The organism is Nocardia sp. NPDC004068 (assembly GCF_042874315.1).
Classification (GTDB): domain Bacteria; phylum Actinomycetota; class Actinomycetes; order Mycobacteriales; family Mycobacteriaceae; genus Nocardia.
Window position 1 is genome coordinate 44,073 of the sequence record NZ_JBIAMW010000009.1, and the last position, 14,444, is coordinate 58,516.

A 14,444-nucleotide genomic window follows, 5' to 3' on the forward strand; every position below is an offset into this window, starting at 1 on the left:
CTGTCTCCTGGCTTTTCGCGTCGTTCGATCGCCGGCCTAGATGAGCGGTTTGCCCTTGCGGATTCGGCGGCGGACGTCGCGCATGAGGTTGTAGGTGCCGCCGAAGCGGATGAAGCGGGGGATGAAGCGGTTGACGAAGCCGACGAACAGGAACAGGTGCTCGAATCGGCGCTGGTCGGTGGCGGTCCAGGTGATGTCCATCTGCTCGCGGAAGTAGGGCGCGAGGAAGCCCGCGGTGAGGAAGCGCAGCAGCCCGCCGAACACCACGCGGAAGTACCAGGGGATCATTCGCAGGTGCAACAGGTCGTCGACGTAGGCGCGCACCTTGTCGTCGAGCACGGCCTGTTCGGCGGCCTCGTTCCAGTACACGTCGAACTCCGCGCGGCTGGCGGGCCACATGTCCTGCGGCACTTGCAGAGTCGTGCCGAGCGTGGCGGAGGTGCGGTAGAACGCCTCGGCCTGTTCGGGATTCAGCTTGCCGTGCAGCAGCTGGTAGGAGTCCTCGAACCCGATGTAGAGGCAGGCCGCCACCCACAGTTGCAGTTCCCGGTCGAAGGCGTTGTAGCGCACCGGCGCTCCGGGTTCGGAGCGCACCTGCCGGTGCGCGACGTTCACCGCCTCCCGGAACTCCCGCTTGTCCTCGTCGGAACCGAGCACGGCCACCGCGAGATAGGACGCGGTGGTGCGCAACCGTTTCCACGGATGCACCATCAGCGCACCGGATTCCACCTTGCTGTCCGCCACGCCGTGCCCGACGCCGGGACGCGCCATCTGCATGGCGACATTCGCGGCCGCCCCGGCGAACTGCCAGAAATCCAGCGCGTCCTGCAATCGCGGCGGGCGTTTACCCTCGGGATGCGGGCCGACCGGGATGGCGATGCGGGTCCGCTCGGAGGTCAGCGGCCGATGCGATTGCGGTTGCGCGGCTGCGGTCATATCGGGGTTCCTTCGTGGTGACGTCCGCGAACATTGATACGTTCACCCGATCAATCAGAACGGAGAACATCCATAAACTTATCCCGGATACTATCCCGATAAACGCACACTTGCGCAGAGAATGCCGGATAACATACGCTCCGATCTCGAGTCCCTGCTGTGACCGGGGGCACGCGTCGGAAAGGATGCAGCGCGGCATGCTGAAGAAGCTGGATCGCCTACTCGCCTACGAGATGAAGGTCTCGGAGTTCGTCGGAACCCTGATCATTCTCGCGGTCCCCTACGGCCTGATCGGACTGATCTGGTCGCTCACCCACACCGCGCACCTGAGGCAACTGCACGGCATCGATGTGGTGGTCTCGTTCCTCGGCGCGATCGTATGCTGGCCGGTCCTCACCTTCTCGAATGTGTGCATGACGTAATGATGGCGCTGGTGTGGCTCATCGACGTCCTGGTCGTGGTGATCAAGATCCTCGGTGGCCGGATGAAGGTCAATCCCGTTCTGCGCCTGGGCCTCTGGGTCGCGGTGCTGTGCCTGCTGGCGGCGGGGCTGTGCGCGGTGGGAGCGCTGCTGGTGCTGGTGCAGCGCGCGCTGGAAGGTCCGGCGACATGACCGCCGCCACGACCGCGCGCCCGACAGTCCCGCAGGCGCCCCCCGAACCCCCGCCGCCCTCCGAGCTGGCTCGCCTGGGCACCTCGGTGGGGACGCTGTGGCGGCGGCATCCGCAACAGTCGCTCGAGACCCTCGGCCGTCAGGTGCTGCTGGGCCGGGACGCCTTCCTCGCGCTGTTCGTCTCGATGGCGAAGGGACGATTCCCCTTCAAGGAATTTCTCAAGCAGTGCGCGTTCATGTCCAATGTGTCGGCCGCGCCCACGGTGCTGGTCGCGATTCCGGTGGCCGTGGTGGTCTCCATCCAGCTCGGCGCGCTGGTGAACCAGGTCGGCGCGACCACCTTCATCGGCGCGGTCGCCGGGCTGGGCGTCATCCGCCAGGGCGCGCCGCTGGTGTCGGCCCTCATGATCGCGGGCGCGGTGGGCTCGGCGATCTGCGCGGATCTGGGCTCACGCACGATCCGCGAGGAGATCGACGCCATGATGGTGATGGGCGTGGATCCGGTGCGGCGGCTGGTCGCGCCGCGCCTGGCGGCGGCGGTGCTGGTGAGCGTATTGCTGTGCGGCTTCATCGTTTTCGTCGGTTTCGCGACCGCGTACCTGTTCAACGTGTACGCCCAGCACGGGACGCCGGGCTCGTTCGTCGGCTCGTTCGCCTCCTTCGCCGTCGCGAACGATCTGCTCGTGGCGCTGGCGAAGTCGGCGATCTTCGGGGCGCTGACGGCCGTCATCTGCTCCGACACCGGGTTGCACGCCCGCGGTGGCCCCGGCGGGGTGGCCAACGCGGTCAACTCGGCGGTGGTCAGCTCGGCGCTCATGCTGTTCGCCACCAACATCGCGCTGACCCAGCTGTACAACACGTTCCTCCCCTCGAAGGTGGTCTGACGGTGGGCGGTACCTACACTCCCTCGAAGGTGGTCTGACCGTGGGCAGTACCTACACTCCCCCGGTGCTGCGGCCCGTGCGCGCGGTCGTCGGCGTGGCCGCCGCGCCGGTGCGGGCCAATCAGCGCCTGGGCCATCACGCCCTCACCTTCGTACAGGCGCTGGCCGCGATTCCCTTCGCGGTCAAGCACTATCGGCGCGAGGTGGCGCGCCTGGTGGCGGATGTGAGCTGGGGCAACGGCTCGTTCATCGTGGGCGGCGGGACCATCGGCGTAGTGGTCGTGCTGTGCTCGTTCGGCGGGATCATCGTCGGGATGGAGTCCTACACCGCGCTGAACCTGCTGACGATGAATCCGCTGACCGGCGCGATCTCCGGCTTCGCCACCACCCGCGAGCTGGCCCCGATCCTGGCCACCCTCGCGTTCGCCATCCAGGCCGGGTGCCGGTTCACCGCGCAACTGGGCGCCATGCGCATCGCCGAGGAGATCGACGCGCTGGAATCCATTGCGATCCGGCCGCTTCCGTATCTGGTGAGCACGCGCATGATCGCCGCGACGCTGACCATCGTCCCGCTCTACACCGTGGGCCTGGCCGTGGCGTATCTGGCGACCAAACTGATCGTGCTGGTCCTCGGCGGCACCTCGCCGGGCACCTACGACCACTACTTCTTCCAGTTCCTGCTGGGGCCGGACCTGTTCTACTCGCTGCTGAAGGTCGTCGTGTTCGTGCTGCTGTCGTCGTTCATCCAGTGCTACTACGGGTTCACCGCCACCGGCGGCCCCGAGGGCGTGGGCGTGGCGGCCGGACGCGCCATCAAGATGGTGATCGTCGTCATGGTGTTCGCGAATCTTTTTCTGACCCTGGCCATCTGGGGCATCGACCCCGGCTTCCGGATCTCGGGATAGGGGGACACGATGCTGCTGGATCCCAGCGGACGCGGGCCCACCCCCCGCCAACTCACGCTGTCCGGACTGACCCTGATCGCGGTCGTCGCGCTGCTGCTCTATCTGCTCGGGCTGCGCTACGCCGGCAGATTCGAGGACCGGGTGCCGGTGGTCGCGCTGCTGACCTCCACCGGCGACGGGCTGCCCGAGCACGCCGACGTGAAGTACCGCGGCATGGTGGTGGGCGCGGTGACCGGGGTCGAGGTGGTCGCCAAGGGTGAGCGCCAGCGCGCCGCCCTCGACCTGAAACCCGCTGTGGCCGAGGAGATTCCGGCGAACGTCACGGCGCGGGTGATCCCGAACAACATCTTCGGCGTCACCGCGATCGAACTGGTCGACAACGGCCCGTCGAGCGCGACACTGCGCGGCGGCGCCACCATCGCCGAGGACACCAGCACCGGCACCGTCCAATTGCAGACCACGCTGAACATCCTGCGCACCATCCTGGATCGCATCCAGCCCGAGAAGCTCGGCCGCGTGCTGGCCACACTGTCGGCCGCGCTCGATCCGTCCGCGCGCGTGCCCGGATCGACGATCGAGCGACTCGACCTGTGGCTCACCGACATTCACGACACCCCCGGCATCGGGGATATGCTCGGCAATCTCGGGCGGGCGGTGACCGCGCTGAGCGTATCCGCGCCGAATCTGGTGGGGGTGCTGTCGGATTCGGTGACCACCGCGCGCACGCTCGCCGATCACCGCGGCCAGTTGGAGGCGCTGCTCACCGACGGCGGCACCACCGTCGACGCGGTCAACACCCTGTTCGCGCGCAATCCCGATTCGGGTAAGTTCCTGGTCGCGGGCCTGGACCAGCTGTTCGGCGGGCTCGCCCGCGATCCGGAGGCCATCCCCTACACCACGGCCAACCTGAACCAGGCCATCCACGCACTCATCACCACGTTCCGCTTCGGCCCGCACCGGCAGATGGTGTGGCACATGGACGTATCGTTCACCCCGTTCCAGCAGTACACCGCGAAGGACTGCCCGCACTACGGCGACATGTACGGCCCGCGCTGCGGCGGCCCGACGGTCCCGGTGGCCGCCCCGGAACAGGTCTACCCACCCCAGCAGGCGCCGCAATGGCTCGATGCGGCCGGTCCCGCCCCGCGCCCCGCGGCCGCACCAGGCATCCCCGGCATCCCGGCCCTACCCGGCCTGCCCGCCCTCCCCGGCATCCCGAGCATCCCGGCCATCCCCGGAATCATCACTCCCGCAACCCCTTCGGGGACAGCGGGAACTCCGGGAGCCGCTCCCGCGAGCTATTCGGGCGCCACCGATCTGCGGGGACCGGCGGCGGTGGCCGCGGTGGTGGGCGGGATGCCGAACACGGCGCAGTTGTTGTTGCTCGGCCCGGTGCTCGCGGGCGGGTCGATCGATGTGGGCGAGGCCGCGAAAGGTGGTGCTGGGCAGTGAAACTCGGGAAAGGGTGGATCGGGTTCGCGGTGTTCGCCGTCGTGGCGATCGTGCTGACAGTCACCATGTACTCCACCTTGCAGCGCTCGGTGACCGGCCGGACGAACTCCTATTCGGCGATCTTCTCCGACGTGCTGGGCCTGCGAGTCGGCGACGACGTGCGCATGGCCGGGGTGCGGGTGGGGCGGGTCGACGAGATCGACTTCGACGACGGCTACAAGGCGCGGGTGACGTTCCGCGTCCAGGACGGCCAGCACCTCACCACGACCACCAAAGCCGTTGTGCGCTACCAGAATCTGATCGGTCAGCGGTACATCGCCCTGCTCCCCGGACCGGGGGCGGGCCAGGCGCTGCCGTCGCACGGGCGCATCCCGCTCGAGCGCACGGAACCGTCGTTCGACGTGTCCGCGCTGCTGTCCGGATTCGAACCGCTGTTCTCGGTGCTGCAACCCGATCAGGTGAACTCGCTCTCGGAGACCCTCATCCAGGCGTTGCAGGGCAACGACGTCTCCCTCGGCGCGCTGATCACCCAGGCCGCCCAGCTGGCCCAGACCTTCGGCCAGCGCGATGAGATCCTCGGGCAGGTCGTCTCCAATCTCAGCAGCGTGATCGGCGGCCTCGCCCATCGCGGCACCGAACTGGAAACCCTGATCACCCAGGCGCGTTCGCTCATGGACGGCCTCTACGCCCAGGGCGAGTCGCTGAAACACGCCGTCGATCAGGCGGCCACCTCCACCACCTCGCTGGTGAATCTCATCGGCACCGTCGAACCCGATGTCGCCGCCGCACAGAACGACGCGACCACGGGTGTGGCGCTGCTGCTGACCAACGGCGCGTCCCTGGACCGGGCCGCGATCGAACTGCCCGACATGCTCAACGGCCTGGCCCGCATGACCAGCTACGGCGCCTACGGCAACGCCTACATCTGCCGCCTGGACGTCTCGCTGTGGGGCGTCCTGCTGCCCCCGGGACTGTTCTCCCGGGTCGGCGGCGAATCGCAATCGGAGGTGTGCCGATGATCCGGGGATTCCTGCGCAACCGATACCTGCGCCTCGGCGTGCTGGCCGCCGCGTTCGTCGTGGTGCTACTGGTGGCGTCGAGCGTGCTGGTGCGGGCCCGATTGGGCGACAAAACGATTCACGCCGAATTCGCGCAGGCCGCCGGGCTGCGCGCGGGCGCGACCGTGGACGTGTCCGGGATCGAGGTGGGCGCGGTCCGCTCGGTCCGCCTCCAAGGGAACAAGGTGGTCGCGGATCTGAAGGTGCGCCGCGATCTGCGGCTGGGCCCGGACGCCCGCGCGGCGATCAAGCTGTCGACCTTCCTCGGTCGGCTGCATGTGGATCTGATCCCGGGCGACGGAAAAGGGCTGCCCGGCAACACGATTCGACTCGACCGCACCGACGTGCCCTACAACCTGGGCAAGGTCATCGAGGACCGGCAGTACAAGAACTCCTTCGAGCGCGTGGAACGCCTCGACCCGCAGAAGCTGCGCCAGGCCCTGGATCTGGTGAATCAGCAGATGGGTTCGTCCCCGCAGCTGGCCGTGCAAGCCCTGGACAGCATCGGCTCGCTGGCCAAGGTGATCGACGATCGCCGCGACGAGGTGGACACCCTGCTCAAGAGTATGGACCAGGTCGCACAACTGGCCTCGGACAACCGCAACAGCGTGCTGCTGTTGCTGACCCGCGGCGAGGCGATCGGCGACGCGGTACAGAAGCGACAGGCGCTGTTGAAACAACTGCTCGACAATGTCGCCGCGCTGTCGAAGTTGTTGCAGGACATGGGTTTGGAGAACAACGACCAGCTCGCACCGCTCATCGCGAATCTGAACACGATGTCGGAGGGCCTGACCAAGAACCGGCAGAACCTCGACCAGCTGTTCCAGATCATGCCGGTGGCCGTGCGGCAGTTCGACAACGCGGTCGGCAACGGGCCCTACGGCGACGTGTACGCGCCGTGGATCTTCCCCGACAACTGGCTGTGCTTTGCCCAAGCCGTACGGGGGTGCAACTGATGCGGATCCGGCACGCGTTCAAACTGGCCGCGCTGTGCTGCGCGGCGTCGCTGGCCACCGGCTGCGGCCTGCTGCCCGACAGCCTCACGGCGCTGCCCGACGCCTACCTCGGCGAACACCTGCGCATCAGCGCCGATTTCGACAATGTCGCCGGGCTCTACGCGGGCAACGAGGTCGACATCCTCGGCGTGCCCGTCGGGCGGATCGACTCGATCGAGGCCAAGGGCTCCTACGTGCAGGTGGTCATGCTGCTGGACAAGGGCACGAAGGTGCCCGCGGACGCCATGGCGGCGCTGGTGAATCCACAGCTGATCACCAACCGGCACGTCGAGCTGTATCCGGCGTACTCCGGCGACGGCCCGGCCATGGCCGACGGCACCCATATCCCGTTGCCGCGCACCCGAACCCCGGTCGAACTCGACCGCATCCTGAAGACCTTCGACGAACTCGGCCAGGGCCTGAAGGGCGACAACCAGACCGGGCCGATGGCCAGCCGCGTGCTGTTCCCGCTGCTCGACGGCAACGGCGACAAACTGCGCGCGACGCTCGACGCGCTGTCCGCGGCCTTCGAGACCACCCTCGCCAACAAGGACCAGATCTCCGACACCATCGTGAAACTGAATGAGATCACGCAGGTGATCGCCGACAACGACCGGACCGTGCGGGATTTCAGCGGGCGGCTCACCGAACTGCTGACCCTCATGGGCGATCAGGCCCCCGGGCTCCAGGCGGTGCTCACTCAGCTCGACGCGTTCGTCACCAATACCGCGACGCTGGTCGGGCAGAACAAGGATCAGCTCGCGGGCGCGCTCGGCCGGTTCGTCGCCATCAGCGATCAGATGCGCGCCAACGCCCGCAACCTCACCGAGATCACCGACGTCACGCCGCTGATGTTCCAGAACCTGTCCAACGCCACCAGCCGCGAGGACCGCGCGCTGCGGCTGCACGGCCTGTTCGACAAGGTGGTGCTCGACGGGGAGGCGCTGTCGCTGTTCTGCGAACGCGTCGCCATGCGCCTGGACGGCTGCCGCACCGGCAGGATCGCCGACATGGGCCCCGACTTCGGGCTCACCGCGGCCCTGCTCGGCATCGAGGGCGTGAAATGAACAGGCGCGCAACCGTGCTCACCGCGCTGCTCGCGGCCTCGGCGATCACCACCGCGTCCGGATGCGCGGTGACCGTGCAGAACCTGCCGATGCCCAAACCCGGCATCGGCGCGCCCGGCTACCGCATCCACGCCACCTTCCGCGACGCGCTGAACCTGCCCGACCACGCGCACGTCAAGATCGGCGGCACCGACGTCGGCACCGTCACCGCCATCGGCGCCACGAACTTCCTCGCCGATGTGGAGATGCTCATCCGCGACGACGTGCGGCTGCCGCGCGGCACCACCGCCGAACTGCGTCAGGCCACCCCGCTGGGCGATATGTTCGTCGCGATCACGCTGCCCTCGAATGCCGAGGCGGGACCGCCCCTTTCGCAGGGCGACGTGATCGATGCCGAGCACACCTCGAGCGCGGCGTCGGTGGAACAGCTCATGATGTCGGTATCGATGCTCGTCAACGGCGGCGGCATCAATCAGGCCGCGCAGATCACCACCCAGCTCAACTCCATGTTCGACGGACGCGCCCCACAGTTGCAGCATCTGATCACGGAGATGGCCGTGGTGCTGACCGCGCTCAATCAACGCACCGGCGATATCGACAGCGTGCTCACCGGACTGAACACGCTGTCGGGCGAATTGGCCCGGCGCAAGGCCGAACTCGGCAGCGCGGCCGACACCTTCCCCCAGATGCTCGGCCTGCTCAGCGAGAACAATCAGCGCATCGTCGACCTGCTGAACAAGGTGTCGGTGACCATGGCCGCGCTCGGCGACTTCACCGACACCACCGGACCGCAGTTCATCAGCCTGTTCCACAGCATCCAGGCGCTCATGTCCGGGTTCACCCGGATGGGCGACAACCTCGCGGGCACCCTCGAGGGGATGCACGAGCTGTACCCGGGTTTCATGGCCAGCCTGCGCGGCCCGCAGCTCGCGGTCGCGGCCACGCTGTCCTACATCGATATCGGCGCGGTCACCGACCCCAAGGGCAGCCGCTGGCCCGAGATCGGCGACGTCCCCGCCTTCATCGGCAGTCTCGCCCAGGTCCTGGAGAAGGTCTTCGGCCGACTCACCAGCCCGCCCGGCCCGCCGACCGGCACCGGGCCGACGACCGGCGCGACCGGAGGAGACCGATGAACCCGCCGTTGTGGCAGTGGCTGGTCCGCAACCGCGTGGCGCTGGCGAACTTCAGCCTGCTCGTGGTGCTGGTGCTCGGGGCGGGCTATCTGGGCACGTATGTGCTTCGCTACCAGCCGATTCCGCACACCTACCGGGTGACGGTGGAGCTGGCGACCTCGGGCGGGCTGGCGGCCGGAAACGACGTCACCTTCCGGGGACTGCGGGTGGGCCGGGTGAGCGAGGTGCGGATCTCCGGCGACGGGATCGCGGCGGTCGCCGAGATCGACGACGCCGCACGGATTCCCGTGGGCGGGACGGTGGCCGTGGGACGGCTCTCCGCCGCGGGCGAGCAGTACCTGGACTTCCGGCCCGAATCCGATTCCGCCCCATACCTTTCCGACGGCGCGGTCGTCGACCGGTCCCGATCGAGCAGCCCCGTAACGGTGCAGTCGGTGCTGGGCAATCTCAGCGAGTTCATCGCCGGGCTCAATCCGGACCGGCTCGACGTCATCGTCGACGAACTGGACAAGGCCCTGGCCGGGGGCCCGGACCGGTTGCGCAATGTGATCGCGGGCCTGAGCCGGGCCACCGCCGGACTCGGCGATCTGCTGCCGCAGACCGAGAAACTGCTCGAGCACCTCGAGGTGATCGCCGAGACCACCTCGCACGCCCAGCCCGACCTCGGCACCCTCACCGCCGCGGGCAGCGCCCTGTTCGAACAGGCCGAGGCCGCCGACCAGGAGGTGCGGCACCTGCTCGAGCAGGGGCCCGGCCAGCTGCGGCTGTTCGGCGACTTCCTCACGAGCAATCAGGACCCGATCACCCGTCTGGTCACCAACTTCGTCGCGATCACCAAGGCCGCCAAGCTCCGCCAACCCGCGATCGAGGCGCTGTTCCCGGCGCTGCGGGAAGGCTCGGAGGCGCTGGGCATTCCGGCCCACGACGGCGCCTACAACACCCTCGTCGACATCTGGCCGCGGCCCACCTGCGACTACCCGGCCACACCGCTCATCCCGACGCTCGCGACCACCGACACCCGGGTGCGGCTCTACAACTACTGCGTGACCGACAATCCCGCGCTGCTGGTCCGGGGCGCGGCGAACGCGCCGCGGCCCGACGTCCCCGACAACGGCGCGACCGCCCCGCCCGGCGTCCGCGGCGACGAACTGTCCGAACCGGGCCGATAGGAGGGCCATCATGACCGACACCACCGACGACAAGACCGACGAGCCGACCACCGAGGAAACGGAAACCCCTGCGGCACAGCACCATTCGCGGTTCGGCAAGGCCCGCGCGGCCGTCTCCGGGCGGCGTGGGGTGGTCGCCGTGCGCGCCGCCGCCGCGATCCTGGTCGGCGCCTCGGTCGGCGCGGCGGGCTACTTCTACCTCCAGGACGCGCACCATCGCGACCTGCTCGCCGCCCACGAGGCGGCCCGCACCGCCGCCTGCGACTACGCGCCCGTGCTCGCGAACTACGACGCCAAGAACCTCGACGCCTACTTCTCGGCGGTGCTCGCGGGCGCGACCGGCGACTGGAAGAAGCAGTTCGACTCCACCAGCAAGGATCTGCGCGATGTGCTCGGGCAGGGCCAGGTGGTGTCGCACGCCACCGACGTGCAGTGCGCGCTCGAGAGCGGCGACGAGCGGTCCGCCGAGGCGATCGTGGTGATCGGCCAGTCCGTCACCAGCACCGGCACCCAGGGCAAACCCGCGCCGGGTCAGCTGTCGATGGTGATGTGGCTGGAGAGGTCGGGCGACCGCTGGCTGGTGAACAAGCTGAATTCGCCGCTGGCCAAACCTAGTCCGTAGCCCCTCACTCGACCAGCTTCTGACTCTTCAACCAGTCGTAGGCGACGTCGGCGGGGTCCTCGCCCTTGATGTCGACGCGCCCGTTGAGATCCCGCAACAGATCGTCGGTGAGGCGTTCGGAGATCGTGCCGAGCAGCGTGCGCAGCTCGGGATGGCTCTCCAGCACCGACGCCCGCACGACCGCGGTGCCACTGTAGGGCAGGAAGAACTTCCGATCGTCGTCCAGCACAACGAGATTCAGGTTCTTCACCCGGCCGTCGGTGGTGTACACCATGCCGAAGTTGCAGGGTGCGCTGCGGGCGGTGGCGGTGTACACCACGCCCGCGTCCATGCGGGTGACGTTTCCGGCCGGGACGCCGTTCGGATCGTTGTACGGGATACCGTACTTCGCCAGCATCGGGATGAAACCGTCGGAGCGGCTGAAGAATTCGTCGTCCACGCAGAAGGTTCGGTCGGGCACCGGCAGCGCGGCCACATCCGACAGCGACTTCACCTTCAGCCGTTCGGCCGTGGGGGTGGACGCGGCGAAGGCGTAGGTGTCGTTGAAGTTGGCGGGCGGCAACCACTCCAGGTCGTAGTCGCGCTTCTCCACATCGTGCACCCGCCGCCACAGCTCCTGTGGATCGGCGATGGTCTCGGTCTGGTTGTGGTAGTTGACCCAGCCGGTGCCGGTGTACTCCCACAGCACGTCGGCGTCGCCGTGCAACTGGGCCTGCCGCGAGGACGCCGACCCCGGCGCGCCGGTCATATCGATGACCTTGGCGCCCGCCGCGGCCAGATACGTCGCGGTGATCTTGCCGAGCAGAATGCCCTCGGTGAAGCTCTTCGAGGTGACCACCACCTTGGCCCCCGCGAGCGGGCGATCGTCGCCGGGCAGTCGGGCGTCGTGGAACGTGCCCGACGAGCTGACCAGCCCGCAGCCGGCGAGCAGCGTCAGCGTCACGGCCAGGACCGAGACCAGGTGGGCGCGTGGCCTTCTCATGAGATACCTCGCGGGGTCGCGGCCAGTTCGACGAGGCGGCCGAGCCAGTCGATGAGCAGTGCCAGCAGCCCGACGAGGATCGCGCCGGAGACGAGCAGTTTGGGCAGGAACAGCGTCACCCCGGTCGTGATGAGCGTGCCGAGGCTGGTCGCGCCGATGAACGTGCTCAACGTGGCGGTGCCGACCAGGATGACCAGCGCCGTGCGCACCCCGTTGAGGATCACCGGCACCGCGAGCGGCAACTCCACCTGCACCAGCGTGCGCGCCGCGGAGAACCCGATGCCGCGCGACGCCTCGATCGTGCGCTGATCCACCTGCCGCAGTCCGACGATGGTGTTCTGCAGGATGGGCAGCACCGCGTAGACCACCAAACCGACGATCGCCGTGCGGAATCCGGTGCCGAGCCAGAAGGTGAACAGCACCAGCAGCCCGACCGCGGGCGCGGCCTGCCCGATATTGGCGATATTGACCGCGAGCGGTTCGAACCGCTTCAGCGCGGGCCGGGTCAGCGCGATGCCCAGGGGAATCGCGACGACGACCACGATGACCGTGGCCACCACGGTCAGCTTGACGTGCGCGAGGATCGTGGTCTGGAGGTTCGACCACGCCAGCGACGCCTTCTCGGTCGGGGTGAACGTGGTCGACCGGTACCAGATCAGGTAGCCGACGCCGATGACGAGGATGATCAGCGGTTCGAACCACACGTCCATCGGCAGGCGGCGCAGCCGGTTCATGAGCGCGCTTCCGATTCGAATTCGTCGTCGGCGGCGACCACCGGCGTCGGGGTGGTGTCGGTGCCGTCGACGTAGCTCTCGTAGGACAGATCCGGTTCGGCCGCACGGCCTTCGGCGAGTTTGGCCTGGATCAGATCCGTGAGCGCGCCGATGCCGAGCGAGCCGAGGACCGCGCCGCGCCCGTCGGTGATCAGTGCCGCGCCCTGACTGGCCGCGAGCATGGCGTCGAGCGCGTCGTTGAGGGTGGAGGACTGCGCCACCACCGGCAGGCGGCGGTCGAGGTAGTCCGACACCTCGGGTTTGGTCGCGAGTTCGGTGAGCGAGGGCCAGGATCGGGGCCGTCCGGCGTCGTCGACCACGACCACCCAGGTCTGCCCGGCCGCCTTCGCGCGGTCGATCACCGCCTGCGCGGATTCGCCGATGCGCGCGGTGACCACCTGATCGAAGGGGACGTCGCGCACCCGGGAGACGGTCAGATACGCCAGTTTCGCGCCCGACCCGACGAACTCCTCCACGAACGGGGTGGCCGGATCGGTGAGGATCTCCTCGGGGCTGGCGTACTGCTCGATGTGCCCGCCCTCGGACAGGATGAGCACCTTGTCGCCGAGTTTGGTCGCCTCCTCGAAGTCGTGGGTGACGACCACGATGGTCTTGCCGAGTTCGTGCTGGATCGCGATCAGGCTGTCCTGCAAGCGAACTCGCGTGATCGGATCGACCGCGCCGAACGGCTCGTCCATCAGCAGCACCGGCGGATCGGCGGCCAGCGCGCGGGCCACCCCGACGCGCTGCTGCTGACCGCCGGACATGTCCTTGGGCAGCCGGTCGGCGAACGTGCCCGGGTCCAAGCCGACCAGATCGAGCAGGTACTCGGTGCGTTCGGCGATGCGCTTGCGGTCCCAGCCGAGCACCCGCGGGATCGCCCCGACATTGCGGGCCACGGTCCAGTGCGGGAACAGGCCGCCGGACTGGATGACGTAGCCGATGGATTGCCGCAGCTTGTCCGGATCCTCCTTGGTGACGTCGCGGCCGTCGATGAGGATGCGGCCCTCGGTGGGTTCGATGAGCCGGTTGATCATCTTCAGCGTGGTCGTCTTGCCGCAGCCCGAGGGGCCGACGAAGGCCACGATCTCGCCCGCGGGGATCTCGAGGTCGAGCCGCTCCACGGCGGGCCGGTCCTGGCCCTTGTAGCGCTTGACGACCGAATCCAGCTCGATGGACGCGCCGGTCACGTTCCGCTCGGTGGTCATGACAGTCCTTTTGCGATCGTGAGGCGTCCCAGCAGGACGAGCAGGGCGTCGAACACCAGCGCGATGACGACGATGAGAATGGTTCCGGTCAAGGCCATTTCGAGCGCGTTCGCGCCACCGAGCCGGGACAGGCCGGTGAATATCAGCGAACCCAGGCCGGGCCCGAGCACATAGGCGACGATCGCGGCGACGCCGACGATCATCTGCGTCGACACCCGGATTCCGGTGAGGATGACCGGCCAGGCGATCGGCAATTCGACGGTGAGCAGAATCCGCCAGCGGGAAAAGCCGATGCCGCGGGCGGATTCGACGACCGACGGCGGCACCGAGCGCAATCCGACGATCGCGTTACCGATCACCGGCAGCGCCGCGAAGAACGCCAGCATCACGAACGAGGGCACCACACCCAGCCCGAACGGCACCAGCAGCAGCGCCAGCAACGCCAGCGACGGAATCGTGAGCGCGACCCGGCTCGAGGTCAGCGACAGCTGCGCGACCAGCGGCAGCCGATAGACCGCGACCGCGATCAGAATCGCGACGACCGTGCCCACCAACACCGTCTGAAATGCCAGGGACGCATGCTGATACGTGAGGAAGGCCAGAGTTTCTCCGCGTCCTCGGACGTAGTTCCATAAATCCACGGGATTC

General features: G+C 68.1%; 16 protein-coding genes. 11 read left to right on the forward strand and 5 right to left on the reverse strand.

Annotated features, from left to right (window positions below):
- Positions 1–36 precede the first annotated feature (36 nt).
- Positions 37–936 carry an oxygenase MpaB family protein gene (locus ACFYTQ_RS22955; RefSeq protein WP_387364402.1) on the reverse strand — a complete coding sequence of 300 codons (900 nt, stop codon included), beginning with the start codon at positions 934–936 and terminating at the stop codon, positions 37–39.
- Positions 937–1,133: 197 nt separating this feature from the next.
- On the opposite strand from ACFYTQ_RS22955, the gene ACFYTQ_RS22960 reads away from it, so the two are divergent.
- Genes ACFYTQ_RS22960 through ACFYTQ_RS23010 form a run of 11 tightly spaced genes read left to right on the forward strand, consistent with a single transcriptional unit; the run spans position 1,134 to position 10,833 of the window.
- Entirely contained in the window at positions 1,134–1,358 is a 225-nt protein-coding gene (locus ACFYTQ_RS22960) for a hypothetical protein (protein WP_387364405.1), read from the forward strand.
- Positions 1,346–1,549 carry a hypothetical protein gene (locus ACFYTQ_RS22965; protein ID WP_387364408.1) on the forward strand — a complete coding sequence of 68 codons (204 nt, stop codon included), beginning with the start codon at positions 1,346–1,348 and terminating at the stop codon, positions 1,547–1,549. Before ACFYTQ_RS22960 ends, ACFYTQ_RS22965 begins: the two co-directional genes overlap by 13 nt.
- Positions 1,546–2,433 carry an MlaE family ABC transporter permease gene (locus tag ACFYTQ_RS22970; RefSeq protein WP_387364411.1) on the forward strand — a complete coding sequence of 296 codons (888 nt, stop codon included), beginning with the start codon at positions 1,546–1,548 and terminating at the stop codon, positions 2,431–2,433. Before ACFYTQ_RS22965 ends, ACFYTQ_RS22970 begins: the two co-directional genes overlap by 4 nt.
- A 40-nt stretch (positions 2,434–2,473) precedes the next feature.
- Positions 2,474–3,337 (forward strand): ABC transporter permease, encoded by an 864-nt coding sequence (locus ACFYTQ_RS22975; protein ID WP_387364413.1) that lies wholly within the window; start codon positions 2,474–2,476, stop codon positions 3,335–3,337.
- Positions 3,338–3,346: 9 nt separating this feature from the next.
- Positions 3,347–4,789 carry an MCE family protein gene (locus ACFYTQ_RS22980; protein ID WP_387364416.1) on the forward strand — a complete coding sequence of 481 codons (1,443 nt, stop codon included), beginning with the start codon at positions 3,347–3,349 and terminating at the stop codon, positions 4,787–4,789.
- Complete coding sequence (locus ACFYTQ_RS22985) at positions 4,786–5,808, forward strand: MlaD family protein (protein ID WP_387364419.1); 1,023 nt, start codon at positions 4,786–4,788, stop codon at positions 5,806–5,808. The genes ACFYTQ_RS22980 and ACFYTQ_RS22985 overlap by 4 nt, the downstream gene beginning before the upstream one ends.
- Positions 5,805–6,803 (forward strand): MCE family protein, encoded by a 999-nt coding sequence (locus ACFYTQ_RS22990; RefSeq protein WP_387364422.1) that lies wholly within the window; start codon positions 5,805–5,807, stop codon positions 6,801–6,803. The genes ACFYTQ_RS22985 and ACFYTQ_RS22990 overlap by 4 nt, the downstream gene beginning before the upstream one ends.
- On the forward strand, positions 6,803–7,909 hold the full coding sequence (locus ACFYTQ_RS22995; RefSeq protein ID WP_387364425.1) for an MCE family protein: 1,107 nt from the start codon (positions 6,803–6,805) through the stop codon (positions 7,907–7,909). The genes ACFYTQ_RS22990 and ACFYTQ_RS22995 overlap by 1 nt, the downstream gene beginning before the upstream one ends.
- Complete coding sequence (locus ACFYTQ_RS23000; RefSeq protein WP_387364428.1) at positions 7,906–9,042, forward strand: MCE family protein; 1,137 nt, start codon at positions 7,906–7,908, stop codon at positions 9,040–9,042. The genes ACFYTQ_RS22995 and ACFYTQ_RS23000 overlap by 4 nt, the downstream gene beginning before the upstream one ends.
- Positions 9,039–10,211 (forward strand): MCE family protein, encoded by a 1,173-nt coding sequence (locus ACFYTQ_RS23005; protein ID WP_387364431.1) that lies wholly within the window; start codon positions 9,039–9,041, stop codon positions 10,209–10,211. The genes ACFYTQ_RS23000 and ACFYTQ_RS23005 overlap by 4 nt, the downstream gene beginning before the upstream one ends.
- Positions 10,212–10,221: 10 nt before the next feature.
- Positions 10,222–10,833: a hypothetical protein gene (locus ACFYTQ_RS23010; protein WP_387364434.1), complete on the forward strand. Its 612-nt coding sequence runs from the start codon at positions 10,222–10,224 to the stop codon at positions 10,831–10,833.
- Between the two features lie 4 nt (positions 10,834–10,837).
- Here ACFYTQ_RS23010 and ACFYTQ_RS23015 read toward each other — a convergent pair whose 3' ends face one another.
- From ACFYTQ_RS23015 to ACFYTQ_RS23030, 4 genes are read right to left on the reverse strand one after another with little or no spacing between them, the layout of a single operon-like run.
- A complete protein-coding gene (locus tag ACFYTQ_RS23015; protein ID WP_387364437.1) occupies positions 10,838–11,815 on the reverse strand; it encodes a glycine betaine ABC transporter substrate-binding protein in 978 nt (325 codons plus the stop codon).
- Positions 11,812–12,549: an ABC transporter permease gene (locus ACFYTQ_RS23020; protein WP_387364440.1), complete on the reverse strand. Its 738-nt coding sequence runs from the start codon at positions 12,547–12,549 to the stop codon at positions 11,812–11,814. Before ACFYTQ_RS23020 ends, ACFYTQ_RS23015 begins: the two co-directional genes overlap by 4 nt.
- Positions 12,546–13,796 carry an ATP-binding cassette domain-containing protein gene (locus tag ACFYTQ_RS23025; RefSeq protein WP_387364443.1) on the reverse strand — a complete coding sequence of 417 codons (1,251 nt, stop codon included), beginning with the start codon at positions 13,794–13,796 and terminating at the stop codon, positions 12,546–12,548. The genes ACFYTQ_RS23020 and ACFYTQ_RS23025 overlap by 4 nt, the downstream gene beginning before the upstream one ends.
- A complete protein-coding gene (locus ACFYTQ_RS23030) occupies positions 13,793–14,437 on the reverse strand; it encodes an ABC transporter permease (RefSeq protein WP_387364446.1) in 645 nt (214 codons plus the stop codon). Before ACFYTQ_RS23030 ends, ACFYTQ_RS23025 begins: the two co-directional genes overlap by 4 nt.
- Positions 14,438–14,444: the final 7 nt, after the last annotated feature.

Coding starts and splice junctions, on each gene's coding strand:
- ACFYTQ_RS23000 (WP_387364428.1), top strand. CDS start 7,906: ATGAACAGGCGCGCAACCGTGCTCACCGCGCTGCTCGCGGCCTCGGCG.
- ACFYTQ_RS23020 (WP_387364440.1), bottom strand. CDS start 12,549: ATGAACCGGCTGCGCCGCCTGCCGATGGACGTGTGGTTCGAACCGCTG.
- ACFYTQ_RS22960 (WP_387364405.1), top strand. CDS start 1,134: ATGCTGAAGAAGCTGGATCGCCTACTCGCCTACGAGATGAAGGTCTCG.
- ACFYTQ_RS22995 (WP_387364425.1), top strand. CDS start 6,803: ATGCGGATCCGGCACGCGTTCAAACTGGCCGCGCTGTGCTGCGCGGCG.
- ACFYTQ_RS23025 (WP_387364443.1), bottom strand. CDS start 13,796: ATGACCACCGAGCGGAACGTGACCGGCGCGTCCATCGAGCTGGATTCG.
- ACFYTQ_RS22970 (WP_387364411.1), top strand. CDS start 1,546: ATGACCGCCGCCACGACCGCGCGCCCGACAGTCCCGCAGGCGCCCCCC.
- ACFYTQ_RS22980 (WP_387364416.1), top strand. CDS start 3,347: ATGCTGCTGGATCCCAGCGGACGCGGGCCCACCCCCCGCCAACTCACG.
- ACFYTQ_RS23010 (WP_387364434.1), top strand. CDS start 10,222: ATGACCGACACCACCGACGACAAGACCGACGAGCCGACCACCGAGGAA.
- ACFYTQ_RS22955 (WP_387364402.1), bottom strand. CDS start 936: ATGACCGCAGCCGCGCAACCGCAATCGCATCGGCCGCTGACCTCCGAG.
- ACFYTQ_RS22990 (WP_387364422.1), top strand. CDS start 5,805: ATGATCCGGGGATTCCTGCGCAACCGATACCTGCGCCTCGGCGTGCTG.
- ACFYTQ_RS23005 (WP_387364431.1), top strand. CDS start 9,039: ATGAACCCGCCGTTGTGGCAGTGGCTGGTCCGCAACCGCGTGGCGCTG.
- ACFYTQ_RS23015 (WP_387364437.1), bottom strand. CDS start 11,815: ATGAGAAGGCCACGCGCCCACCTGGTCTCGGTCCTGGCCGTGACGCTG.